The following is a 21,349-nucleotide window of genomic DNA, read 5'->3' as shown; positions in this document are numbered from 1 at the left end:
AGAACATGGACCCGACGGCGAGTTTTTCCCTTGCTACAAGAGAAAGTATCTGGGTGACGCTGGAACAGGAAGCACAAAAGAACCGTCTGAATGTCCTGCGCAACCAGACGGCAAAGGCACTGGAAACATGGCGCCGGGTTTGCGCGGCCAACGATTTGAAGCAGGGGGACGGAGCAGAGGCGTTCGGGCGCGTCATGGCTGTGGTGGCGTCTATTTACAAGACGCTGCCGCAGGGATACAGGTTCGGTCTTTATCCCTACATGAGAGCCGCCGAGAATCTCGCCACCCGTCTGGAGGACGGCCAGGCATGGCTTTCCGAAGAGCTGAAGAAGGAGACGCTGATGGACGATACCAGCGAGCGCATGGATGCCGTGATCGACAAGCTGCTGGCCCGCACGCTGGAACAGGCGGACCGATATGCCATCGACCAGCTGCGGGCGGAGATGGTTGCCCGCATCAAGGCTGTGCAGCCGACGAAGAAGGCGAGCGGGAAGTTCAATAAGGGAAAGTTGAGTGCGGAGGATTACAGGCATTTGCACGGGATGGTTTCTATGATGAATACGGACCTGGAGGCGAAAGAGAAGCGGATGCTGGAACTGGAGGGCGTGCTTTCCAGCAACCAGTCCACCGACGAGGAGCGGGATGCCGCCGAGCTGGAGCTGAAGGATTGGCATACGTTCGGACATTTGTCCGGTATGGGGCTGGAGCAGACGCGCGCCTGTGTGCGTGCCCTTGCCCTGTTTATCACGACAGGACGGACGGCCTGGTCTGCCAGGCTGGACGAGGAGAGGCGCCGGACTAAGTTCAAGGCCGAGAAGATTGTGGAGGGGCTTGGACAGGCCACGCCCCAGGGAGGACGCAACGCGGAGGAGGATGCGAAGGCGTCCACGAAAACGAAGGTGGCCAAGTATCTCAAGTACGGCTTGCAGTCCTATTCCCAGATGTTGAATGGATGGAAGAGGATTCCCGCCCTGCGCGATCTGGCTCATGGCGAGGTTACTGCGATTGCCGAGGCGAATGTGGCGTTGAGGAATATGAAGCATGCGCGGGACCGGGAGGTGACAGCTCTGGTTAAGCGGTGTTTTGGCGTGCAGCGCACCAGGGATGTGGCAAAAGCTCTGTCCGATTTCAAGAAGACCGGGGATTCCGGCGTGGCGCTGAATCCGCTGGTGAAGGTGGAACGCACGGTGAAGATTGCCGAGGCCCGCGAGTGGGTAAGCCTGTCTTTTGAGGAGAGGGAGGAGCGGCGCAAGGCGATCAAGAAGGAGTACAATGACCGGGGGCTTTCCGATGACAAGGCGTCCGTACCGGAAGCTCTTATTCCGGAGATGCGCCGGCAGCTTGCCGAGTTGGATGAACTGGTGAAGGCCGGAGACGGACGGGCCAGGAGGCGGAAGAATATTACGGCGAAGGCGGATGTGGTGCGCCAGGGCAAGAAGGGAGAGACGTTGAAGGTTTCCCGCGCCCAGGCGATGTATGCCATTTTGCTTTACGAGCAGGCCGAGTACGTGGAGACGATGCGGAATGAAGGCATTGGAGAAGCGGAGGTGGCCCGCCTGCGCCAGTTTGTGGGCGCCGAAGGGCTGGCGTTCGGCTACGGATTGCGGGAGATGATGAACCGGCAGGGAAAACTGCTGGCCCGCGTGTACGAGGAGCGGGAGGGGGTTCCCTTCCCCGCGGTGGAGAATTATTTCCGGGCCGTGTTCCGGGCGGACCACAAGCTTGATACGAAGGCGTCCTTCGGGGAGCAGACGAATGCCGTGGCCGGCGGAGCGAAGTATGGGATGCTGATTCCCCGGCGGAAGCACAATCTGCACCTGGCGTGGAATATGGATTGCGAAGCCGTGTTCCAGGCGGCGAGCGCCGAGGTGGAGAATTATATTTGCACGGCAGATATTACTTCCCGCTGGCGGGGCATCCTGGCGGACAAGGAGGCGGCAGCGTCCCTGAAGGAGCATATGGGGCGCCACGGGATCGATTCGCTGCGGCACTGGCTGGACGTGATTGACGGGGCCGGAGTGATGGAGGGGGGCGCCCTGCTGGCCGGGGCCCAGGCGACGAGCCGCTTCCAGAGCGCCAAGGCAGTGGCCCTGTTGTCCTGGAACGTGCTGACGATGCTCAAGCAGACCAGCGGCCTGATGCACGGGATGTTTGCCGGGGAGGTGGGCATGGGGAGTTTTCTGCTGCACCTGGGGCAGACGATGTCCATGAGCGGACGCATGGGGGTGTTTGAGATGATGAAGACGGATTCTTTCCGGGCGAGAACCAATGACGCGCAGGCGCAGATGGTGAGCCAGTTGATGGGGTATGCTTCCGATCAGCATTACAACGGGGCGATTCGGTTTTCCATGGCCGGCATGAGGGCTATTGAGAAGATGGACGTGTGGAGCAATGCCGTATCCATGACTGCCCTGTATAATGCGAAGTGGGCCGAACTGGAGGAGGCCGGCAGAAGGACCGGCGCCCCGATGACGGAGGATGAGATGCACGCCCTGTGCATGCAGAGCGTGACCAGGGCGCTGGAGCTGGTGGCCCAGCCGCTGACGCAGAGCCAGAAGAGCATGCTGGGGACTTCCACTAGCCTGTTTGCGAAGATGGCCTGTTTCATGAGCTCCGAGGTGCTGAATAAGGTCGGAATGATCGTGTCCCATGTGAGCGCCGGGAATTGGGGGCGGGCTCTTGCCCTGTACAGCGTGATGTCCGTGGCTGAACAGTCGGTGATTGCCCTGTGGCATGCCCTGCTGGATGACGAGGACGAGTGGGAGAAGAACGGCGGATGGTTCGGCGCCATGCTGGGGGCTCCTGTTGCCATGATCGGCGGGGTGCCGATGCTGGGCGCGGCAGTGGAGTTTGGCTACAAGCAGGCGACGGGCCAGCGCATTTACGTGGGCACCGCGTCCGGAGTGATTGATTATTCCGCGATTCACCGGGCAGCCAAGAATACGTGGAAGGCCGTCACGGGAGAGAAGGAAATGACATTTGCCGATTGGGCGGAACTGATTTTGCTGGACGCCAAGGCGGCGGCCTACGTGGCCGGGGCTGGCGCCGGGAGCCGCAGCAAGGCGGTTGATTCCGTGGCGTCGTGGCTGCTGTCCGTAGCAGGGGTGGCGAATTTGTCCAAGCCGGGGTTTAGCTTGGCGGAGTGAGGGTAAAAAGACACCCTCTCTGGAAGGCTGGAGAGGGTGGGATCAAAATATCTAAAAGAAAAGTGCGACTACTTAAGAATAGTCTCTGCTTTAACAACTTTTTCTTTTGCTTGTTTCTCCAAATTTGGAACTACCCTAAACATAGACGCAAGCTCTTTTGCATCTTCAATTGACATTCTAATTGAAAATTTGCCTGTCCCTGGATCATTAAAAAACAACTGAACATGAGAACTTGTTTTTCCAAGCACATCTATCATAGATTCATTCAACATGGATATAAAATAAATATCAAACGAATACTTTCTTGGATTTTTTTCTAATGGAGCATAGTAAGAGGCAACAAATTTATTTGTTTCTAATTCACTATCTTCCACTATGTCGGCCCATTTTGTACATTTTTCTAAACTTTTTGCTATATTAATTGCATCTTTGTTTGAAAAATATTGTACAACAAATCTAGGGTAGATATTTTTTTTACTTTTATCTTTTGGATGTATAAAAACCACCAAGTTACACCATTCATCACTTGAGACATACAAGTGTATTTTAAAATCACATTCATTCAAACAATGTATATTTAATATTTTATCACTCTTTACAGAACATTCGGTTCGAGCAAATGAGACTCCCGAAATAAATACCCACACCACAAATATCACATATAGAATCTTCATAGTGTTTCAATATTATTTGCTGGTTCCTCCACAAATCTTGCAGTTATCACCGCTTCCTGTATCACTCCAATACCCTTTACAGTTGTTATAGTACCGACAGGAAGAGTTATGCGTCTTCCCGGTTGAGCTGATCCAGTATTTCTTTTGCGCGGCTTCTACTTTTACAGAGGTCTGAGTGCTTTCCACCGGGCAAGCTCCAATGGAAGCCACGGAGAGGCAGACAACAGAGATAGCAGAGAGAAACAGTTTTCCCATAGTCATACCAGAAAGCTATGTCTTTTCATGGAGAAAGACAATAAAAAAGCCCCCTGGCCCGAAGGCCAAGGGGCGAAGTATCCTAACGTAGAGTGAGTAAATAATGACTTCTCTTCCGGAATATGCAAGCCTTAAAATAACTATTCCGTTAAAATGTCGGCCAGTTATGTACCGAATAAGGTGCAAAGTCAGTTATATTCTGATCCAACTCGTCAAAGTTGTTACATAGATGCCCGATATACGTCCTCCATCCATTGGTACAATGTCTTTGTACTCCGGATTGATCGGCTTGAGAACATATTCCAGCTTGCCGGTTTCCGGATTTTTACGGCGTCCCAGTTTTTTGAGAGTGACGCCTCGTTCGTCATTGTACTCCACAATTGTTCCTACTTTGGGAATGGGGGAACGGTATATTTCTTCACCACGATAAGAGAACCGTCCATGATTTTAGGCTCCATGGACTTCCCGTTGACCCGCAACACGTATTCTCCTTTTCCGAGCGGCCTGTCTGTACGGATCATAAAAGGTATCGTATCTCCTTCTTCCAAATTGCCTGCTGCAATATTACCGATGACCTCCGCCTCTTGAGCAGGCACGGGATTTACTGTACGGAAATAGCCCTGATGACTGCTTTCCTCTTTCTCTCCAAGGTTGATTTGGGGCTGGTTGGCACACCACTTTACAGATAGAGAACAATACTCGGAGAGTTTCATGCCACGGCGGAACGCTTCCTGTTCGGCCTTGTGCAGGGTAGCCATGTCTATTTCCACGGGTAGCCGGAACTTTGTCTCCATTTCAGCTTCACGGTGGAATTCAGGCCCGTACTCCTTCTTTCCGGTGATTTTGAAAATAAGAGTCTGAATAGTCAATTGAGCCTTAGAGGGAACCCCCCAATCTGACGACAGCCATGTATCCACCGTTGCCTTACTAACGCCACACTCCTTTGCAAGCCATGCGCGTTCAAGGTTGTTTTCCTTCATCCAGTTTTTAATCTCATTTTTAGTTACCCTCATGGCCTTGATATTATGCGATTATTACAAATTGTCAACACGTAATTCAGACAATAACTAGACGCTTCCGCATAATCATCTTGACCACTCTATGCGAAAAGCGCAAATTGACCCCATGCGAACAAATCCATCACGGAACAGATTTCTCCGAAGCATCCTGCTGTCCTCGGTATGGCATGGCGGTATGCAGATGCAGCGTAGCATCAAGCCATTCCTCCGTGGTCAACCCGCGCCTTTCCGCCTCAATCTGGATAAGCCTGTAGCGTTCGTTGGAAACCCTGATGTGGACATCTGTTTCGCGGTATACTTTGGCGTAATGGCTGTCGATGAGAGTATCCAGCAGCCGTTGTTTGTCAGCAGGAATGGGGACCGTAGACAGCCACTTGTCTATCATACCCTTTTTGACGGCGCACCGCTCCGCCAGTTCCTCCCGGGTCATACGCGTTTCCCGCAAAAATACTCTGATCTTGGCCTTGAGGTCATCCATGCGTGCATTTTTCGCATACACGAAATCTTAGCAAGGTTTTTCTTGGGTATTTTCGTACACAAGAAATATTTATTGACTTTTGCTAGAGATGAGAGAAAAAATGTTTTCGCAATCCAATAAAAATCCAAATTATAAAAATGATTTACCCAATCTATCCATCGGCCCTACTTCGCAGGCTTTCCGTATTCATCCGTATCTTCAGCGATTCGAGAAGGCAATTCCCTGGTATCGTTCAGATATACAGTCTCCAACACTCCCTGCTTGGAAGACAAAGCTTTCATAGCTTTCTCCTTACCTTCGTCCGTAGTGACATACCATTCAACAAGCTTCGAGATAAAAGCATTCGGAGTCATACCTTGCTGGAGAGCTTCTTGAGCAATCTTCTCTTGAAGTTCTGGTGTAAAGTTGACAAAGAGCTTTCCCAAATCAGGAATGTTTTTCAAATCCTGAAGTGGTTGATTCCGCGCATTTTCTCCCTTCATGAGCAATTCAATGATTGCCATTTTGGCAGGAGGAATACGTTTTTTTGCAAACCAATTTCTTACGGAACCTTCAGACACACGACATTGTTCCGCCAGCCAAGAATATTTGATTTTTCGATCCTTTAGCCATGTTTTGACCTCATCTGTGCTCCGTTGCATGGCTAATGTGTAATATTTTTATTACACATTGTCAAGGAGTTTTGAACAAAGTTCAGGATATTATTACATTTCTCTTGTCAAGATGCCATATTTTTATTACGTTTAAATCATCAACCAACCACGACAATGACAAAATCGCCCGCCATGGAAACCGACATTTTCGAACTAAGCGAGAAAGCAAGGACCGGCCTTCTAGTTCTTGCTGCTCAAAAGAACATTTCCCCTACACTTGCTATTCAACAACTCGTAGAGGAAGCCGCAAAAAATGACTTCTCCTTCATTAGAGTCATCCTGTCCACCAAAGACCAGCCCAAGAAGCCCGCGGCATGAACGAAAGCGCAACGCTCCACCAAGAGAGAACCATGAATACGAATACTGAACTGCCGAAGAACGCGAAGCTGCTCACCGTGGAGGAAGCTGAGGAGCTGGATGATAAAGGAGAACGCTACGTTGTAAATGACGGCGTGATTAAAAGGCAATCCGCCATCGCTCCGGTCCATCTCCATGGAACGAACTTCAAAGTAGTTGGCTATGAAGGAGTAACATTCCTTATCGCCCAAAATCATGAACTGGCATGATCATCGAATACGACACCGAAGACCGCTGCATCCGCGTGAACGATGTGGCTGTGAGTCACGGAGAAGCTGAACGACTCATGAACGAGCATGAAACCGCAGCCGCAGCCCTCGAAAACGCCCTTGTGCAGTATGAACGTGATCATGCCACCTGCGACAACCCCGATGGACACAGAGATTGAAATTGTCCCGGAACTGGCCGATGTGCTGCGCCTCTTGGGATACTTCGAACCCTAACCCTGAAATCCTATGACCTACCCTGAATCAGAGTTTTACGACTGCAAGACCTTGGCCCTGATGTACGATTCCGACCGGGATGTTATCAAGGAAACGGTGCATGCGTTGCGCAGCAAGGGGCATGTCATTGATGTCCTGTACTGGGGCAAGCAGGGGAAGCTGAAGGTACATGGCAAGCAGTTCCGAGTGGCGCTATTCCGTGAATACGGAGAAAGGGGAATGAGTAGATGAAGGCGTTACTCCGAGCCTTGGCCGTTGGCACATGCCGCCTGATTGCTGGCGGTGCCTGTGGACTCTTCGCCGTCGGCTTGTTCTGGCTGGCTAGAGATGGACAACGCCGATCTCCAGGCCGGCAAGTCCCCGCATTCCGGATTTACGCCTGACTGCCCGAACCCTTTTGACGGCTTCGCAAAACCGTCCCGCCCTCACGGTTTGAGGAAAAAATTAATAATCAATAAATAATCAATATAATGAAGAGTAAAGATATGAGGCTTGGCATGCCTGTTGCCATTTATGGGACCATCTGCCAGCTTAGAGAGCTTAACGGTGTGAGTATCAGGACGGACAACGGGAATACACTGGATGTGCCGTGTGGATGCTTGCACAAGTTGGTTGCTGAACCAGAGGGAACGGGAGAGAAGAAGCCTGTTTATGACTTGCCGTTTCATGAGGCTGTACGCCTGATGATGGAAGGGAAAAAAGTAGAGAGGAATGACGGTCTTCTACATCAGTTCGATAAAGAAAGAGCAATGGCCTTTGATAAGGAAAGACAAATGTGGGTGCATGCCATTTTTGACGAAGATGACTTCCTTTTTAAGTGGAGGGTTGTTTCTGACGACGAACAGTAAAGGATTTAACCGAAAGCAAGTAATCAAAATCCGATAACTAACCATCAATATTTATCACGATATGATAAACACTATACAAGCAAAGCCCTTCGATACGGGCGACAGGGTGATGTTAAACTCCCAACTTATCATCACCATGCCTAACCGTGGCAGAACTTATCGTTTCTCTCCGGAAGACGAGTTTATTGTTGTTCGTCGCAAGGACGAGAGAAATTTCTATGTCGCCTTTATCAAAGCTCCCTGGCTGGGCGTCTTTGAATTGGATGACGAAAGCTTCACCTTGGCAGACGAAGACTGATTATTCCTTCGTGCCTCCATTCAAGGGGCGCGTCGATTGAACCTGATAAACGAGATAAAATAGTAATAGTTAATTGATAATAAACAAGAATAGAAAGAATACGATTATGATCGCTACGAATACGACTACAGCCCTACTGGCAAACGCAGAACCCCTCTCCCGCGGCAACGGGAAAGGGGCCGATGTCGTGAATAATGGCAAGACGGCTAATCCTATCATTGCTCACAAGCCAGTAAGTACGACAGAGAGGAAGCCCTGTCAACCGGCAAAGGCTGCCAAGACAGCCAAGAAGCCAACTGCCCCACGGAAGAAGCGGTACGATGAAGAGGATTTGATCTTCTTTGCGGAGAATGCCTGCATGCTCAGGAACGCCGCGGAGGCCCTGCTGGACATGTTCCACGCCCTGTATTACTGCGACGACGACCAGAAGCAGATTGTCAACAGCGTGAAGGAAGCCTTCCAGGAGGGCGCCTTCCTCCTGGAAACTGCGGCGGATGTGTTTGAAGAAGAAATCCCTCTCAAGGTTCTGGACAAACGGAGAAAGACTTTCTCTGCTCTGGCTGAAATAGATGAAGAGGATATGGGTGTTCTTGCTGCGTTCACCGCCATCAACAGCGGGGGCTTCCGGTGGGATGAAGGAAAGGTTCACATAGACCAGACGCGCTATCTCATGGCAACAGAATTACTGGGGCGTGCGTTGGAATCTGCCGAGAAGTCCTTCTGCGTTGCCGAAGAATCAACTTTCAGGCCAGCGCTTGCCGCAACCCTCGCCTCCATGAAAGGAGGGTCCAAGTAATGAAGGTTGTTACCCTGAAAATACCCGTCTCTCAATCTATGTATGATACCGCCAAATTTGCGGTGGGAGATGGGTCGGCGAGAATCGAAGAAGAGTTCCTGGCTCGCGCTGCACTCAAAGGAATTTTCTCTGATTTTTTTGAAGATAGGCAACTACGCTTGGACTTAAGCGGCTATTTGGACGAGGCGATTAAAAACGTCTACACCGAGGAGCTTGCCGGGGAAACCCGGCAAGATTCCAAAGAAGGTCAATGCGAAGGCTGCATCTTTGAAAATGGCACGCGTGCGGATTGTTGTGAATGCTCACGCGGAATGACCGATATGTACACTCCCAAAAAGGAAGGAGAGAATAAATGAACTCTGTTGAAAGCTATGAAGTCAGGGTTATGAGGTATTCGCGGTTCGCACCGGATGATACCACTAGCGGCTATCAAGTAGTTCATCTGGTTAGCGGTAGGCCTGTTGCAAGATTCTATATAGGCAATCTCACGAAGGAAAGTGCGTTCAACCATGCCCGCATCCTGTGTGATGTTCTCAATAGGGAGGAGGCCGAACGTGACGCCTAAATGTCCGCTGTGTGGTACACCTTTGAAAGCCATACGAGGGTACGATGTCCAGGGAATAACAACCGACTGGGTTGCTGGTTGTTACAACTGCTTCTTTCAGAGTTCTCATTTTTGGAAGACTAAGAAAGCGTGCCTTGAAGATATGGATAGGCTTGTTTCCCTTTTCCCAGTTGCTGCTAGGTTGCGTTATGGCGATGAACTTTACGTGGATGGACACCCCGAACCTGTAAAATTGATTGCAGTACAGCCAAAGCCGGCTGGCGTTTTGCTGGTGGAAGGGAGTGACGGGAAACCCTTTTGGACCGCTGAACATAATGTTGATAAATGGCCGTGGGAAGATTGGACGGAAAGGAGGAACCGATGACCAGACTCCGCACTTTCAAGGACGTTCACGGGCACAACCTCATTGAACACCCGCTCATCCAGTTCCCACCGCAGCACATTGGCAAGGCCGATGCTCCACCGGAAGGCTGGATAGCCACCCGTGATTTGAGTAAACAACTGGGATGTTCTCCGGCTTCTGTTCGGCTCGCCTTGCACAACAGGTACGCCCGGTACGTCCATGTCCGGAAAGATGGTCTTTACTGGCATCATGAGGATGTGGGGCGTTTTCTGGATGACTACGCTCCGGAAGCCAAGCGGATTCCCTCTGGATTCATTGGTATAGAAGATGCCTGCCGCCTGCTCGGAACCGTCCGAAGTTACATTTACAGGCTTGCCAAAACAGGCAGGGTGCAGGAGTTCAAATGCCGCATGAGGACCCCAATGGGGTGCCGCCTCCGGTGTTTTTACAAGCGTAGCGACCTTGAACGCATCCAGTGTGAAAGGAGGACTGCATGATACCAGATCATGAACGAATTTGCGAAAACTGCGCTCATGAGGGAACCCATCCCTACGCAACGCCCTGTAGCGAGTGTCTCCGGAATCCTTTTGCACAGGTCTGCGAAGGCTTCCGGGACTTCTGGAAGCTGAGACAAGGCGAAGCAGAAAATGAGGTAGCTTGCCTTCCTATGGAAACACCTGAACAGGAAGAACACCGCTATATTCAGGAGCTTTGCCGCATCAAGGGGGAACTGGGGCGTACAGGCCGCTACGGCGTGTATTTTGACCTCACAGGCCCGGAAATAGAGTTTTGGGTAGAAGAGTTCGGCAAGCCGGATCTCCTGCTCCACATCAAACACCAGGACGCCGGCACGGTGCTGGATTACGTCCGCAAGAGGTGTGAAGAATTGCATTTGATTGAACCATAAACCATGAGAGTCATTACTGAAGAGTTTCTAACGTCTGACAAAGTCAACAGACTAGATTGTCAGGAAGAAGTATTCTTCCACCGTCTTTTGCAGGCGGCGGACGACTACGGCCGATATTACGCCTCCCCTGTGATGTTGATAAATATCATGCCTCGGAGAAAAGGCTGTATCAGCACGCAAGACATAGAAAGGCTACTCGCCGCTTGTGTGAAAGCAGGACTTGTGAGGGTATACGCCGCCAAAAAGAAGCTTCGCCTAAGGGTTTTACAGTTCAACAAAATGATTCAGGAAAGGTAAAACTCCATGGCATCATCAAGAGTAATACGAAAAGGGCTCCGTTCTTCGGACGTGATCGGACAACTTTCTTTCAAGGAAATTTGGCTTTATGAAGGCTTGTTGTTCGAGGCGGACGACTACGGTTTGTTTGAGGCCCGCAGCAAGAGCCTTCGCCGGGATATTACGGGAGAAAAGGAAGATGAATTCACCGTGGAGGAGGTTGAATCCTTTCTACAGCATGCGTCAGACCTTGGCCTTGTGATTCTCTACGAGGTGGAGGGAAGGCGCTATGGCTGGGTACAGAAGTTCCGTCAGCAGGTCAGAGCAAAACGGCCTCTTTTCCCTCTGCCTCCCGGGTATGTAATTCGTGATAAGCAAATGATAGCAGATGATAATCACATGCCGACAAATGATAATCACATGCACAGCACATGTATAACAGATGATAATCACGCGATAGGCAAAAATAAAGAAAATGACTCTGTCAGTGAGTTAGGGCAAATGTATAGCAAATGTATAGCAGATGATAATCATTTGCCAACAGATGATAAACATCTGCCAGCAAATGTACACTTAGACGAAGACGAAGACGAAGACGAAGACGAAGTAAAAGACGAAGACGAAGCACACCCCCTTAGCCCCCATCCGTGCACCGTGGAAGAAGTCGAAGCCCATTTGCGGTCCGCGGCCTTTGCGGGGCGTGTGCGTCTGACTCCCGACCAGATTCCGGACTGCGCCACGGCCTACTGGGGAAGCCGGGATGCCGTGAACTGGACTCGCAATGGCATCCCCGTGACCAAATGGCAATCTGACGCCATCAGCTTCGCCACCAGCTACGCCCTCAACCATCCGCCAGCCCCAGGGAACGGAGGGGAAAGGGACCCATTCCCGGATAGCTCCAATCTTGGAAGCAGATACTAACAACAGCAAAACCAATAACAAACAAGCATCATGAACATCACAGAAACACAACTCAACGCCGAGAAGACTGTTCTCGGGAACTGCATTGACGGCGCCGACAAGGTGGCTTCCCTCATCGAACAAGGCATCGGAAGGTCCCATTTCGCCTTTCCTGTTCATCAGAAGATATGGACTGCGCTCGAAACCCTGTCCAAAACTCCGGAGATGTGCAACATCACCGGCCTGATTAAACATCTGGAAGATGCCGGAGTCCTCGAAGTCGTAGGGGGGCACGTGGGACTTGTCGAACTTTCGACGAACTTTGCCTACCATTTCCAGTTCGAGGCTTCCGTGAAGATTCTGGTTGCCTCCAGGAAGCGGAGGGACATGGAAGCCCTGTTCCTTGCCGGACTGGAAAAGGTCAATGATTTCACGATCACCGAGGACGAAGTCCTGGCAGAAGTCGAGAAGTCCGTGTCTTCCATGCGCGAGATGTGCGGGGTTTCCGCCGTTTCTCGCATTGGCGACAGTGTCCAGAAGGTGATTGAGAACATGGAATACCGCATCAAAAATCCGGGACAGGTGAAGGGGATTCCCACAGGGTTTCAGAGGATGGATAGGATTCTGGACGGCCTGCAAGATACCTCCATGATTGTCATTGGAGCCCGGCCAGCGGTGGGGAAGACTTCATTCATGACCAATATCCTGCTCAATATCGCCAATTCGGAGATTCCGGTAGGCATGTTTTCCCTGGAGATGTCCAGGGTCCAGATTCTGGAACGCATCATGTTCGGGCAGTCCGGCATCAACGCCGCAGCCCTGCGACAGGGAAAAAGGCTTTCCTCCTACCAGCAGGGAGCTTTTACTTCTTCCGTCCGCAAGGTGAAGAGCCTGCCTTTCTATGTGGATGATTGGGGAGCCTTGAGGATTGACCAGATACAGGCGACCGCCCGGCGCATGGTGGCAGATCATGGTGTGCGGTGCATCGGCGTGGACTACCTGCAGCTTGCCAATCCATCCAGCCGCGGCGCTTCCCGTGAACGCGAGGTATCGGAGATTTCCGCCGGCCTTAAAGCCCTGGCGAAGGAACTGAATATTCCGGTGATCGTGCTGGCCCAGCTCAACCGGGAAGCAGAAAAGCGCGCCGGGAAGGAAGCGGGGGTTCCCCGTGTGTCTGACCTACGTGACTCCGGCTCCATCGAACAAGACGCCGACCAGATCATGCTGCTTTACAGGCCGTTCACCAATGACAGAGACGCAAACCCTGAAGAAGCGAAGCTGATTGTCGGCAAGAACCGCTTCGGGGAAACAGGCTACATTGACCTGAAATGGGACGCTGCCGCCACTACCTACAAGGAGGTTTAATGTGATGAACGCGTCGTCAGTCAGAAAAGACCTGCTGCGAAACATTGTCCGTCAGAGAGTGCGGCCGTCGCAGCTGCTTGTCCTGATGGAGGTCCGCGATCACCCGGGAAGAACGTCACGGGAGATTGCTGACAGGTGCCATCTGGACCCCAGCAATGTATCCCATCGGCTGGATTACCTTGCAAAGACTGGCGACGTGGTGAAGACGGGATCACGTCCCTGTGTGCATTATTTGAGCAAGCAGGGGCGTGATTTCCTCGATGGAGTTGAGGATTCAAAGCCAGCAGGTTGATGCTACTGGCAAGAAACGTTGACACTCGGCAACTCGACACACCGAAAAACAGGAGGGTAAAATATTGGTATGAAGAGAGAGGGTAACAAATCCAGGACGACGGAGAAGAAGAAGGAGTTTGCAAGGCTCTTGGTAGAGACAAAATTGTCCAAGGCGGACGCATACCGTAAGGCATACAAACGCAAGGACATGAGCAATGAAGCGGCAAGTAAGGCGGCTTCCCGTTTGTCCAAAGATGCTGAAATTGTGCGAATGATTGACGAATTGAACGCCCAGTTGAATAAATCCGCCGTGCTGACCAAGCAGGAACGCATGGAATGGCTTTCCCGCGTTGTGACAACTCCCATCGGTGATATTGACAACACGTCAGAGCTTTGCCAAGAGTCTTCCATTGATGAAAATGGCATGAAATTCAAGATGCCATCGAAAATTGCAGCCATTGCCGAGCTCAACAAGATGGATGGAGCCTATGCACCAGAGAAGATGAAAGTAGATGCAGGAGAGAACTTTATGATTCTTTTGGCGTCCCTGCCATTTGATCCTCCCGTAAAGTCCGGCAAAAAGTAGTGACACTCGGCAACTTGAGATTTTTCCGGGTTTGCCTCATGAAGGAGGCATGCTTAATTTTCTGGGGATTACACGCCATTTGTCCACGACAGCCGGCTATGCCAAGCGCATAGGCTGGCTTTTGCGTGAGGACGTGACTCAATCTCCGTTCCCGGTAACGGGCGTTTCTTTTGCGGGCACCGTGAAAACGGAGGAAGGAGAGCTGCCCATCACAATCGAGCATGGCGAACAGGAGAATTACCTGGAGCTTACCTTTCCCGCCCTTCCTATTGGCCGCTGGCCGTATGCCATCCACGCCCAGGACGAATCCGGAGAGGATTTACGGCTATTTGCGGGTTACATCGGTGCCGTGGAGTCGGTCCCCCCATTGAGGCTTCCACGGTATACGATATTCCGGTGATGGGCATTGCGATTCCTATCGAGGCAGGCAAGACCATCAAGGCGCAGTGGCTTTCCAACACGGCGGCTTCCCTCGCCGCCCAGCAGGCACAGCAGGATGCTTCCAGTACCCGCACGGACGCGGAAACAGCGAGTCAGGCAGCCACGACGGCAACCGGAGCAGCCACTACAGCCACGGAACGGGCCAATGAAGCGGAAGGCTATGCCGGCGCCGCTCAAGCCTCCAAGGTGGCGGCTGGCAATTCAGCGGCCTCTGCCAGCACGTCCGCTGCTGATGCAGCCCGTGACGCCAGGAGCGCCAATGACGCCAAGGCAGCCGTGGAAGGGATTGTTTCAGATTTTACGCAGACGGTCAGCAACGGAGAACAGACGATCAGCGCGGCCAGGGAAGAGGCTGTTTCCGCCATACAAGCCAAGCAAGCTGATTCCGTTCTTGCTGTAGGGCGAGCGCAGAAAACCGCCACGGACAAGGTAGCCAGCGCACAAGGCGCTGCTGTCACAGCCGTGGAAACGGCAAAGACGGAAGCCGTGCAGGCAGTGCAGACGGTCCAGGCGGAAGCCATGGAGGCAATCACGCCCTTTGTCGAACAGGCTGAAACCGCCAAAGGGGAAATAGACCAGGCGGAAGGCAGAATCAAGACGGCGGAAACCAATGCGGCAACCTCCGCCAAGAATGCCTCTGACTCCGCCACCGCAGCCCAGCAGGCCCTTGCCGCCATCCCGCAGGTGGACGCGGCGGGCAACATGACGCTGGCCGGCGGTCTGACTGCGACGGGCACCGTTACTGCCAACGGCGGCGTTCGCGTGCCGCTGCCTGCCACGGCCCAGGAGGCTATCTCTTACGAGGCGCTGATAGAGCAGCGGGCCGCAGATGATTGGCGGCGGATGGGGTACTACATGGAGACCCTGATCCCCTCCTGGGTAACTACCATTGTGAGGCAGATGCAGATGTTCGCCGCTTATAATGTGGGCACGGCCAACGTATCCATCAAGGAGGGCGTATACAGTAACGATTGGCAGGACATGCTGGTCACGATGACCAAGGCTGCCGGCGTATCTCTGATTGGTTGCAGCACTGGGGCGTGGAAGTTTGCCAACTACATGGGCAATAGCCGTAATAGAGATTATGCCGCCGCCTCTGTGTGGCGCATCATCGGCTCTGACAAGGTGTCTATCCTGCTGGGGAGTACGGCGCAAGGCTATTCCTCGGCGCCCAATCCGGCGGCGGATTGTTATGCGCATCCCATCCATTGGGTAGATTATGCCTGGGATAATGCAAATTACAGATACCCGCTGATCAACTCTGTCAACGGCGCAACCAGCAGAGACATGACGCCCGCCTGGCAGGTGACGATCTACCCCAAGGGCTACCTGGGCAGCAGCACGTCCTGCCTGTTGCGCGGCACGGATTATGGGCGGGATGTAGGTGATCAGCAGTATATGTGGGCATTGGCGCCCAGCGTTACTTATCTTTCTGTGGCGATAACTCCCCGGCAATCGGCTGACCACGCCAATGTTGAGAATCGCTGGGAGATGTTTGTGGACGGCCACTACGTGATGCCGATGACGAGCCTGTTTTGCGGGAGCGGCAACACGGCCTGCTTCACGGCTAAAGCCAAGGCGCACGAGGTGAGCAGCACGTATCAGGTGGGGCTGCGGATGGGAGGCATGAGGATTGACGCAGCCCCTGCGCTGGGCGTCACCGATGTCTGGCCGATCATGGAGCGCGTTGTGATGCGTGATGCGACGGTCAAGCCCGTGCCGGATGTGACGGCCTCTGCTCTGGAGGTGCCTGCGGCGGGCGGCGAGGTAACGCTGACGGTATCGTCCACGCTGGCGGAGGCTATATACGTCATCAACGACACCATGTGCGGGCACGATCCCGCCGCCGTGTGGTGCAGCCAATCCGCGGAGCAGATACCAGCCGGAGGCGGCCAAGTTGTCCTGACGCTGACCCCCAACACGACCGGACAGCCCCGGCAGGCGTGGGCGTTTGTGGGGCACCACTATGCCCAGACCGCTGTCGTGGAAATCAACCAATTAGCGCAATAACACCATGCAAGAGATACATTTACAGTTTCCCACCCTCGGCGACTGGCAGAAATTAACCCTGACGGCCATTTACCAAGATGCGGAGGGCTACGCCCACACGGACCGCTACACGCAAGACGACATCCCCGCCGACCAGGCCCCAGCCCTGTCTTCCGTGGTGTCCGCTCTGGTTGGCATGGCCGAGCCGTGGCAGGCGTCCCAAGTGTGGGCGAGGCTGGGGCATGTAACCGCCCTTGCTCCGGATGAGCCATTTGAGCCCGCGGAGATAGAGATTGAGGCCGTAGAGCTAACCATCGAGGCCATTAATCCCCAGGGAGGGCGCAGGCTTTTCACCATTGCGGACTACCCGGAATTCACGCTGACAACTCTTCCAGTCGTCGCATTTTTCAAACACTTCACTAAACAATAACATAATCATATGACTACTAATAATCAATGCAATCACGCCTTGGAAATTGCCAAGGAGATGTACATGACCTACCAAAAAGAGCAGAAAGAAGCCTGGCTTGTGTGGGACGGTCTAAAAGCCGACCAGCGGAACGGATGGCTCGCTGTCGCTAAACAAGCTCTCCCCATCATCGGCAAGCACGCCCTGGGGGATGTCCAGGATTACCTCACAGGACAGGCCAAAACCTCCACCGGCTGGTGGAAAAAGGCCCTGTATGCAGCCGGAGCGGTTGCCGCTGGTGCCGTCCTTGGCGGCTTGGGAATGTCCCTGTCCGGCTGCGGGCACAGCGTAGACGTTACGCCGGACCGGACGGAGGTATGCAAGGACGGGGCCTGTCTCGTCATTGAGCAGGGGCATATCTCCTATTCCCAATCCCAGCCCGTCACCGACGTGCCGCCCGTCGTTCAAGCCTCCAAGAAGTAAGACCATGTGCAAACTCTCCGAAGTGCCGGCACGTTTCCTTGAATTCGCCAAGGCTTCCCCCATGTTCGCTTGCGTCATTTTGTCGCTGTCTATTTGCGGCGGGGCGTGCTGGTACATCGGGGAAGTCATGAGCCATCACAATGACCGACTTTGCGATCTGATGACCATGCAGACGCAGGCCCAGGTGGAGACGGCCAAGGCAATCCAGCTCCTTGCTCTCCGAGTGGAGGACATTGAGCGGAAACTTGAGAAATAGGCAACTGTAAAGTTTTTCTTACAAGTTCAACCTCCGAGGATTCCTCGGTAATTCTAACCACTTCTAACAAAATTAAGTTATAACTATGAATATCGCTTTAGACATCGGACACGCCAATAACACCGGCAGCCGCGGCAACGGCCTGGAAGAACACGCCACGGCCAAGACCATCGCGGACCATCTCGCCCCCATGTTGCGAGCCCAGGGGCACGCCGTCACCATCATCGACTTCCCTCGCATGGACAACGACGACGATCTTGCCGCTACGGTCAAGGCCATCAATGCCGGAGGCTATGATATTTCCCTTTCCCTACACTGTGATTCTGCGGGATCAGCTACCGCCTGCGGGGCCCATGTCTGCCACCACCGCAACTACCACGACGACGGTTCTTACACGGATTCCCCTTCCGGCAAACGTCTGGCCGAAGCCATTGCCGGGCCTCTCTGCAAGCTCATGCCGGGCCGCGCTGACCATGTACAGGCACGTCCTGACCGTTCCTGCAAGCCCAACAAGACCAGCCTGTATGTGCTCCGCAAGACCGTGCCGCCTGCTGTGCTGGTGGAGTGCGGCTTTTTGTCCAACCCCGGAGACGCTTCCGTGTTACGCGATACTCCCGGCGCCATTGCCCGTGCCATCGCGCAGGGCGTGGATGCCTATAACCTCAACCAGTAAATTACCATGGGCTCCATCTTCAAACCCAAAGTCACACAAGCCCCGACCCCGCCGGCAGTAGAAGAACCTCTGAACCCGGCCGCCACGGAGAAGTCCGTTTCGGACGCATCGGAGGACGTACAGACCAAGAGCAAGCGCAGATTGAAGCTGTCCGACACGGTGAATAATCCGAATCTGTCCGGCGGCCTGTCCACGCTGCGCAAAACCCTGGGATAACAGTCATGGAGGTACGCGATTACATTGCCCTGGCGGATAACCTGTGCACGGAACGCGCCGCCTTTGAAGGCGGCTGGGATGAAATGCGCCGCATCATCATGCCCAGAGCCACGGGCAATGCCCATCCAGACAGCGTACCGGACAACGGCGGCGGACTGGAGCACAGTGATGTTGCCAATAACAGCCTGAAAAAGCTGGCTTCCGCCCACCTGACGTACATCACGCCTTTGGACAGGCGATGGTTCACACTTCGCCCCGTTGGCTACAAGAAGGATGGGAATCAGACCTTGAATGACTGGTACAACAAGGCCACGGAAGTGATGGAGCGGGAGCTTGCCGTTTCCAATTTCTATTCAGTCATGCACGAGGTATATCTGGACCGTTGCCTGACCGGGACCGGCTGCATGTTCTCCGAGATGAATCTCAACAAACAGCTGATTTTTAGGCACATCCCCACGGGCACTTATGCCATTGCAGAATCGGAGTCCGGAGACGTGGACACGCTGGTGCGCTGGTTCAGGCTGACAGCTCACCAGGCTGCACAGAAATGGGGAGAAGAAGCCCTGGGGGCCAAGGTACGGAGAGCTCTCAAGGATGCAAAGCGCCGGTATACGGATTCTTTCGAGTTTGTTCAGTGCGTGCTTCCCAATCAGGCTGGCAGGCTGCTTTCCAATAATTTGCCAGCCAAGAAGAGGCCGTGGCAGGACGTGATTATTTCCCTGGACGACAAGAAGATTGTGTTTGAGAGCGGTTTTTACGAGTTTCCGTTCCTGGTAACACGCTTCCTGCGCTGGGGCGATAGTCCCTACGGGGTGAGTCCTGCGTGGCACGCACGGCGCACCATTCGCATGGCTATCGACATGGAGAAGATTCTGTACACGCTGGGACAGACGAAGGCTTACCCAAGGCTTTTCCTGCTGGCTTCACAGTACGGTGATGTAGACTTGCGCGCCGGCGGCCAAACCACCATTTCTGCCGAAGCGGCCAATCTCGGGCTCCCACGCGAATGGGGTACACAAGGGCAGTATGATATTGGACTGGAATACCTGCGCGGACTGTACGCCAAGATTGAAGAGGCTTTTTACGTTCCCATGCTGGAGACCGTTTCCCGCATTGACCGCCAGATGACGGCCACGGAGGTAGCGGCCCGGGAAGCTGAAAAGGTGCTTGGATTTACCCCCTCTTTCACGTTATTCGTGAGCGATTTCCGGATGATGTGCCAGCGGATTATGGCATTGCTGTACCGCGCCGGCAAGCTGCCGGACCCGGTGCCAGGCGTGTTTGAGACCAACCGCCGGGGAGTCCCCACGCGTTTGGCTGTTCCACAGGTGCTGTTTATGGGCAAGATTGCCCAGGCGATTGCCCGGACGCAGACGGACGGCTTGATGACGGCCCTCGAATCCATCGGCACCCTATCCCAGATGACCGGACGGCCGGAGTTGCTGGATATTGTGAACCTCATCAAGGCCGGAGAGCTGATTTACGATTCCAAGGGCGCTCCGATGGAGTGCAAGGCGTCGGAAGAAGAGATGCAGCAGAAGGAGACCGAGAGGAAGCAGCAGCAGGAAGCGGCCACGCAGGCTGCCCTTGCGGAACAGTCCTCCGTGGCAAACAGGAATAACGCCCAGGCGCAACAAGCTTTACAAACAGCATGAAGACAAATCCCCAGGATGAGTACGAAAAGCGCATGAAGCACCGCAGAAGGATTTTCCGGGAAGCTTTCAGAAATCCGGAAGTTCTGGCGGAGCTGAAGAAACATTTCCAGACCGACCTTCCCTGTTTCCAGGGGGCGGCCGGTTCCTACGACCCCCTTGACGCCATGCGCCGAGATGCCTACCGCGAGATGATTTTGTTCATCGAAATGGTAGTAGGCAACAACAACGAACCAGAAGAAGAAACCACAGAGTAACCACTATGTCCTTATTCAGATTATACCACAACCGATTCCTCCGTGAAGAAGCCCCTGATAATGGAGGCGGAGGGAATCCTAACCCTCCCGCTGCGCCTGGCCGCCCCAGTCTGGCCGACCCCGTGCCGGATCCAAACACGGCTCCCGCCAATCCACCGGCTGACCCGCCTCCGGCAAATCCGGAGCCTGGGAAGACCGAACCTCCCGCCCAGGAGGATTACGTGCTGGCCTTTGACGAAACGTTCACTGGTGACGAGACGCTGCAGAATCTACTGACCGAAACCGGCAAGGCTCACGGGCTGCCCGTTGAGGGGCTTTCAGCCTTCATTAAGGACATGGACACCCGCATGGCGGCCAATGCGGCCGAACAGCAGCGGGCCCAGGAGGCGGCCATGAATGAGGCGTGGAGCAAGCTTGATGGCGAATGGGGCCGTGACAGCGACGCCCGCCAGATGCGAGCGGTTCAAATGGCTGCGCGCCTGTGCCGCATGGCCGGAGTCGAGCAGAGCGTGTTCAATGAGATGGGCATTGCCGATCATCCGGCCATGTACAAAATCCTTGATGCGGTAGGCAGGCTCCTGGATGAACCGGCCCTTCCGGTTCCACCCGGGCGACAGGAACAACAGGCCCGCGGCGAAGCCCAGCGCATGATGCACGACCCGGAACACCCGGATTACGCAGCCTTCCACAATTCTGACGATCCGCGCTTTGCCGAGGTAAGAACCAAGTACATGCGCCTGATGGGTGCGTGAAGTCAACCCGGCTTTTTACCTGCAAGCCCTGTTCCTGGT

31 protein-coding genes are annotated in these 21,349 nt (G+C 53.7%); 26 read left to right on the top strand and 5 right to left on the bottom strand.

The annotated features are described in order from the left end of the window. Nucleotides 1-5: 5 nt before the first annotated feature. The gene (locus PVA48_RS13240) at nucleotides 6-3,146 is read left to right on the top strand and encodes a hypothetical protein (RefSeq protein WP_423231879.1); all 3,141 of its coding nucleotides are present in this window, start codon (nucleotides 6-8) and stop codon (nucleotides 3,144-3,146) included. A 68-nt stretch (nucleotides 3,147-3,214) separates the two neighbouring features. Here the strand turns inward: PVA48_RS13240 and PVA48_RS13235 are convergent, their stop codons facing one another. The 5 genes from PVA48_RS13235 to PVA48_RS13215 form a co-directional block, all read right to left on the bottom strand. Continuing rightward, nucleotides 3,215-3,820, bottom strand: coding sequence for a hypothetical protein (locus tag PVA48_RS13235; RefSeq protein WP_278614405.1), 606 nt, complete (start codon nucleotides 3,818-3,820; stop codon nucleotides 3,215-3,217). A gap of 447 nt (nucleotides 3,821-4,267) precedes the next feature. Further along, nucleotides 4,268-4,453: a hypothetical protein gene (locus PVA48_RS13230; protein WP_423231878.1), complete on the bottom strand. Its 186-nt coding sequence runs from the start codon at nucleotides 4,451-4,453 to the stop codon at nucleotides 4,268-4,270. Nucleotides 4,454-4,461: 8 nt separating this feature from the next. Beyond that, the gene (locus PVA48_RS13225; RefSeq protein ID WP_423231877.1) at nucleotides 4,462-5,055 is read right to left on the bottom strand and encodes a S24 family peptidase; all 594 of its coding nucleotides are present in this window, start codon (nucleotides 5,053-5,055) and stop codon (nucleotides 4,462-4,464) included. 160 nt (nucleotides 5,056-5,215) lie between these two features. Continuing rightward, nucleotides 5,216-5,572: a hypothetical protein gene (locus tag PVA48_RS13220; RefSeq protein WP_278614402.1), complete on the bottom strand. Its 357-nt coding sequence runs from the start codon at nucleotides 5,570-5,572 to the stop codon at nucleotides 5,216-5,218. 164 nt (nucleotides 5,573-5,736) lie between these two features. Then, nucleotides 5,737-6,213: a hypothetical protein gene (locus PVA48_RS13215; RefSeq protein WP_418388624.1), complete on the bottom strand. Its 477-nt coding sequence runs from the start codon at nucleotides 6,211-6,213 to the stop codon at nucleotides 5,737-5,739. A gap of 144 nt (nucleotides 6,214-6,357) precedes the next feature. On the opposite strand from PVA48_RS13215, the gene PVA48_RS13210 reads away from it, so the two are divergent. From PVA48_RS13210 to PVA48_RS13090, 25 genes are all read left to right on the top strand, one after another. Further along, a complete protein-coding gene (locus PVA48_RS13210; RefSeq protein WP_278614399.1) occupies nucleotides 6,358-6,543 on the top strand; it encodes a hypothetical protein in 186 nt (61 codons plus the stop codon). A gap of 32 nt (nucleotides 6,544-6,575) precedes the next feature. Further along, a complete protein-coding gene (locus tag PVA48_RS13205) occupies nucleotides 6,576-6,791 on the top strand; it encodes a hypothetical protein (RefSeq protein ID WP_423231876.1) in 216 nt (71 codons plus the stop codon). Further along, the gene (locus tag PVA48_RS13200) at nucleotides 6,788-6,970 is read left to right on the top strand and encodes a hypothetical protein (protein ID WP_423231875.1); all 183 of its coding nucleotides are present in this window, start codon (nucleotides 6,788-6,790) and stop codon (nucleotides 6,968-6,970) included. Before PVA48_RS13205 ends, PVA48_RS13200 begins: the two co-directional genes overlap by 4 nt. Before the next feature lie 67 nt (nucleotides 6,971-7,037). Continuing rightward, entirely contained in the window at nucleotides 7,038-7,256 is a 219-nt protein-coding gene (locus PVA48_RS13195) for a hypothetical protein (protein ID WP_278614395.1), read from the top strand. 239 nt (nucleotides 7,257-7,495) lie between these two features. Beyond that, nucleotides 7,496-7,873, top strand: coding sequence for a hypothetical protein (locus PVA48_RS13190; protein ID WP_423231874.1), 378 nt, complete (start codon nucleotides 7,496-7,498; stop codon nucleotides 7,871-7,873). 136 nt (nucleotides 7,874-8,009) lie between these two features. After that, complete coding sequence (locus PVA48_RS13185; RefSeq protein WP_423231873.1) at nucleotides 8,010-8,171, top strand: hypothetical protein; 162 nt, start codon at nucleotides 8,010-8,012, stop codon at nucleotides 8,169-8,171. Nucleotides 8,172-8,277: 106 nt separating this feature from the next. Beyond that, complete coding sequence (locus tag PVA48_RS13180) at nucleotides 8,278-8,967, top strand: hypothetical protein (RefSeq protein ID WP_278614392.1); 690 nt, start codon at nucleotides 8,278-8,280, stop codon at nucleotides 8,965-8,967. After that, nucleotides 8,967-9,323, top strand: a complete 357-nt coding sequence (locus PVA48_RS13175; protein WP_278614391.1) for a hypothetical protein — start codon at nucleotides 8,967-8,969, stop codon at nucleotides 9,321-9,323. Before PVA48_RS13180 ends, PVA48_RS13175 begins: the two co-directional genes overlap by 1 nt. Before the next feature lie 569 nt (nucleotides 9,324-9,892). Then, nucleotides 9,893-10,372, top strand: coding sequence for a hypothetical protein (locus PVA48_RS13170; RefSeq protein ID WP_423231872.1), 480 nt, complete (start codon nucleotides 9,893-9,895; stop codon nucleotides 10,370-10,372). A 170-nt stretch (nucleotides 10,373-10,542) separates the two neighbouring features. Then, nucleotides 10,543-10,782 (top strand): hypothetical protein, encoded by a 240-nt coding sequence (locus PVA48_RS13165; protein ID WP_278614390.1) that lies wholly within the window; start codon nucleotides 10,543-10,545, stop codon nucleotides 10,780-10,782. A 3-nt stretch (nucleotides 10,783-10,785) separates the two neighbouring features. Next, nucleotides 10,786-11,079 carry a hypothetical protein gene (locus tag PVA48_RS13160; RefSeq protein WP_423231871.1) on the top strand — a complete coding sequence of 98 codons (294 nt, stop codon included), beginning with the start codon at nucleotides 10,786-10,788 and terminating at the stop codon, nucleotides 11,077-11,079. Nucleotides 11,080-11,130: 51 nt separating this feature from the next. Next, a complete protein-coding gene (locus PVA48_RS13155; RefSeq protein ID WP_423231870.1) occupies nucleotides 11,131-11,979 on the top strand; it encodes a hypothetical protein in 849 nt (282 codons plus the stop codon). Nucleotides 11,980-12,009: 30 nt separating this feature from the next. Then, nucleotides 12,010-13,323 carry a replicative DNA helicase gene (locus tag PVA48_RS13150; RefSeq protein WP_423231869.1) on the top strand — a complete coding sequence of 438 codons (1,314 nt, stop codon included), beginning with the start codon at nucleotides 12,010-12,012 and terminating at the stop codon, nucleotides 13,321-13,323. A 4-nt stretch (nucleotides 13,324-13,327) separates the two neighbouring features. Then, nucleotides 13,328-13,615, top strand: coding sequence for a MarR family transcriptional regulator (locus PVA48_RS13145; RefSeq protein WP_423232534.1), 288 nt, complete (start codon nucleotides 13,328-13,330; stop codon nucleotides 13,613-13,615). 69 nt (nucleotides 13,616-13,684) lie between these two features. Further along, nucleotides 13,685-14,182: a terminase small subunit gene (locus PVA48_RS13140; RefSeq protein ID WP_423231766.1), complete on the top strand. Its 498-nt coding sequence runs from the start codon at nucleotides 13,685-13,687 to the stop codon at nucleotides 14,180-14,182. 49 nt (nucleotides 14,183-14,231) lie between these two features. After that, nucleotides 14,232-14,582, top strand: a complete 351-nt coding sequence (locus PVA48_RS13135; RefSeq protein ID WP_423231767.1) for a hypothetical protein — start codon at nucleotides 14,232-14,234, stop codon at nucleotides 14,580-14,582. After that, on the top strand, nucleotides 14,579-16,633 hold the full coding sequence (locus tag PVA48_RS13130) for a hypothetical protein (protein ID WP_423231868.1): 2,055 nt from the start codon (nucleotides 14,579-14,581) through the stop codon (nucleotides 16,631-16,633). Before PVA48_RS13135 ends, PVA48_RS13130 begins: the two co-directional genes overlap by 4 nt. 4 nt (nucleotides 16,634-16,637) lie before the next feature. Continuing rightward, nucleotides 16,638-17,042, top strand: a complete 405-nt coding sequence (locus PVA48_RS13125; RefSeq protein ID WP_249853060.1) for a hypothetical protein — start codon at nucleotides 16,638-16,640, stop codon at nucleotides 17,040-17,042. Between the two features lie 9 nt (nucleotides 17,043-17,051). Further along, on the top strand, nucleotides 17,052-17,504 hold the full coding sequence (locus tag PVA48_RS13120; RefSeq protein WP_249853059.1) for a hypothetical protein: 453 nt from the start codon (nucleotides 17,052-17,054) through the stop codon (nucleotides 17,502-17,504). A 4-nt stretch (nucleotides 17,505-17,508) separates the two neighbouring features. Then, complete coding sequence (locus PVA48_RS13115) at nucleotides 17,509-17,760, top strand: hypothetical protein (RefSeq protein WP_102722411.1); 252 nt, start codon at nucleotides 17,509-17,511, stop codon at nucleotides 17,758-17,760. An 85-nt stretch (nucleotides 17,761-17,845) separates the two neighbouring features. Then, nucleotides 17,846-18,433, top strand: coding sequence for an N-acetylmuramoyl-L-alanine amidase family protein (locus tag PVA48_RS13110; RefSeq protein WP_423231867.1), 588 nt, complete (start codon nucleotides 17,846-17,848; stop codon nucleotides 18,431-18,433). Between the two features lie 6 nt (nucleotides 18,434-18,439). Next, nucleotides 18,440-18,649 carry a hypothetical protein gene (locus PVA48_RS13105; RefSeq protein WP_102722413.1) on the top strand — a complete coding sequence of 70 codons (210 nt, stop codon included), beginning with the start codon at nucleotides 18,440-18,442 and terminating at the stop codon, nucleotides 18,647-18,649. A gap of 5 nt (nucleotides 18,650-18,654) precedes the next feature. Continuing rightward, on the top strand, nucleotides 18,655-20,304 hold the full coding sequence (locus PVA48_RS13100) for a portal protein (protein WP_215709518.1): 1,650 nt from the start codon (nucleotides 18,655-18,657) through the stop codon (nucleotides 20,302-20,304). Continuing rightward, nucleotides 20,301-20,558: a hypothetical protein gene (locus tag PVA48_RS13095; RefSeq protein ID WP_102733280.1), complete on the top strand. Its 258-nt coding sequence runs from the start codon at nucleotides 20,301-20,303 to the stop codon at nucleotides 20,556-20,558. The genes PVA48_RS13100 and PVA48_RS13095 overlap by 4 nt, the downstream gene beginning before the upstream one ends. A 122-nt stretch (nucleotides 20,559-20,680) precedes the next feature. Continuing rightward, on the top strand, nucleotides 20,681-21,310 hold the full coding sequence (locus tag PVA48_RS13090; protein ID WP_102733281.1) for a hypothetical protein: 630 nt from the start codon (nucleotides 20,681-20,683) through the stop codon (nucleotides 21,308-21,310). The last annotated feature ends 39 nt before the right edge of the window (nucleotides 21,311-21,349 follow it).

Origin of the sequence: Akkermansia sp. JRP_AM1, assembly GCF_049262625.1 — a bacterium.
Taxonomy (GTDB): Bacteria; Verrucomicrobiota; Verrucomicrobiia; order Verrucomicrobiales; family Akkermansiaceae; genus Akkermansia; species Akkermansia massiliensis.
The sequence above is the reverse complement of the archived record's forward strand: the minus strand, read 5'-3'. Positions and strand labels throughout refer to the sequence as shown.

Excerpts from the sequence above, each read along its gene's own strand:
- PVA48_RS13240 (WP_423231879.1), top strand. The coding sequence starts at position 6 with ATGGACCCGACGGCGAGTTTTTCCCTTGCTACAAGAGAAAGTATCTGG.
- PVA48_RS13235 (WP_278614405.1), bottom strand. The coding sequence starts at position 3,820 with ATGAAGATTCTATATGTGATATTTGTGGTGTGGGTATTTATTTCGGGA.
- PVA48_RS13225 (WP_423231877.1), bottom strand. The coding sequence starts at position 5,055 with ATGAAGGAAAACAACCTTGAACGCGCATGGCTTGCAAAGGAGTGTGGC.
- PVA48_RS13220 (WP_278614402.1), bottom strand. The coding sequence starts at position 5,572 with ATGGATGACCTCAAGGCCAAGATCAGAGTATTTTTGCGGGAAACGCGT.
- PVA48_RS13215 (WP_418388624.1), bottom strand. The coding sequence starts at position 6,213 with ATGCAACGGAGCACAGATGAGGTCAAAACATGGCTAAAGGATCGAAAA.
- PVA48_RS13210 (WP_278614399.1), top strand. The coding sequence starts at position 6,358 with ATGGAAACCGACATTTTCGAACTAAGCGAGAAAGCAAGGACCGGCCTT.
- PVA48_RS13205 (WP_423231876.1), top strand. The coding sequence starts at position 6,576 with ATGAATACGAATACTGAACTGCCGAAGAACGCGAAGCTGCTCACCGTG.
- PVA48_RS13200 (WP_423231875.1), top strand. The coding sequence starts at position 6,788 with ATGATCATCGAATACGACACCGAAGACCGCTGCATCCGCGTGAACGAT.
- PVA48_RS13195 (WP_278614395.1), top strand. The coding sequence starts at position 7,038 with ATGACCTACCCTGAATCAGAGTTTTACGACTGCAAGACCTTGGCCCTG.
- PVA48_RS13190 (WP_423231874.1), top strand. The coding sequence starts at position 7,496 with ATGAAGAGTAAAGATATGAGGCTTGGCATGCCTGTTGCCATTTATGGG.
- PVA48_RS13185 (WP_423231873.1), top strand. The coding sequence starts at position 8,010 with ATGCCTAACCGTGGCAGAACTTATCGTTTCTCTCCGGAAGACGAGTTT.
- PVA48_RS13180 (WP_278614392.1), top strand. The coding sequence starts at position 8,278 with ATGATCGCTACGAATACGACTACAGCCCTACTGGCAAACGCAGAACCC.
- PVA48_RS13175 (WP_278614391.1), top strand. The coding sequence starts at position 8,967 with ATGAAGGTTGTTACCCTGAAAATACCCGTCTCTCAATCTATGTATGAT.
- PVA48_RS13170 (WP_423231872.1), top strand. The coding sequence starts at position 9,893 with ATGACCAGACTCCGCACTTTCAAGGACGTTCACGGGCACAACCTCATT.
- PVA48_RS13165 (WP_278614390.1), top strand. The coding sequence starts at position 10,543 with ATGGAAACACCTGAACAGGAAGAACACCGCTATATTCAGGAGCTTTGC.
- PVA48_RS13160 (WP_423231871.1), top strand. The coding sequence starts at position 10,786 with ATGAGAGTCATTACTGAAGAGTTTCTAACGTCTGACAAAGTCAACAGA.
- PVA48_RS13150 (WP_423231869.1), top strand. The coding sequence starts at position 12,010 with ATGAACATCACAGAAACACAACTCAACGCCGAGAAGACTGTTCTCGGG.
- PVA48_RS13145 (WP_423232534.1), top strand. The coding sequence starts at position 13,328 with ATGAACGCGTCGTCAGTCAGAAAAGACCTGCTGCGAAACATTGTCCGT.
- PVA48_RS13140 (WP_423231766.1), top strand. The coding sequence starts at position 13,685 with ATGAAGAGAGAGGGTAACAAATCCAGGACGACGGAGAAGAAGAAGGAG.
- PVA48_RS13135 (WP_423231767.1), top strand. The coding sequence starts at position 14,232 with ATGCTTAATTTTCTGGGGATTACACGCCATTTGTCCACGACAGCCGGC.
- PVA48_RS13125 (WP_249853060.1), top strand. The coding sequence starts at position 16,638 with ATGCAAGAGATACATTTACAGTTTCCCACCCTCGGCGACTGGCAGAAA.
- PVA48_RS13120 (WP_249853059.1), top strand. The coding sequence starts at position 17,052 with ATGACTACTAATAATCAATGCAATCACGCCTTGGAAATTGCCAAGGAG.
- PVA48_RS13115 (WP_102722411.1), top strand. The coding sequence starts at position 17,509 with ATGTGCAAACTCTCCGAAGTGCCGGCACGTTTCCTTGAATTCGCCAAG.
- PVA48_RS13110 (WP_423231867.1), top strand. The coding sequence starts at position 17,846 with ATGAATATCGCTTTAGACATCGGACACGCCAATAACACCGGCAGCCGC.
- PVA48_RS13105 (WP_102722413.1), top strand. The coding sequence starts at position 18,440 with ATGGGCTCCATCTTCAAACCCAAAGTCACACAAGCCCCGACCCCGCCG.
- PVA48_RS13100 (WP_215709518.1), top strand. The coding sequence starts at position 18,655 with ATGGAGGTACGCGATTACATTGCCCTGGCGGATAACCTGTGCACGGAA.
- PVA48_RS13095 (WP_102733280.1), top strand. The coding sequence starts at position 20,301 with ATGAAGACAAATCCCCAGGATGAGTACGAAAAGCGCATGAAGCACCGC.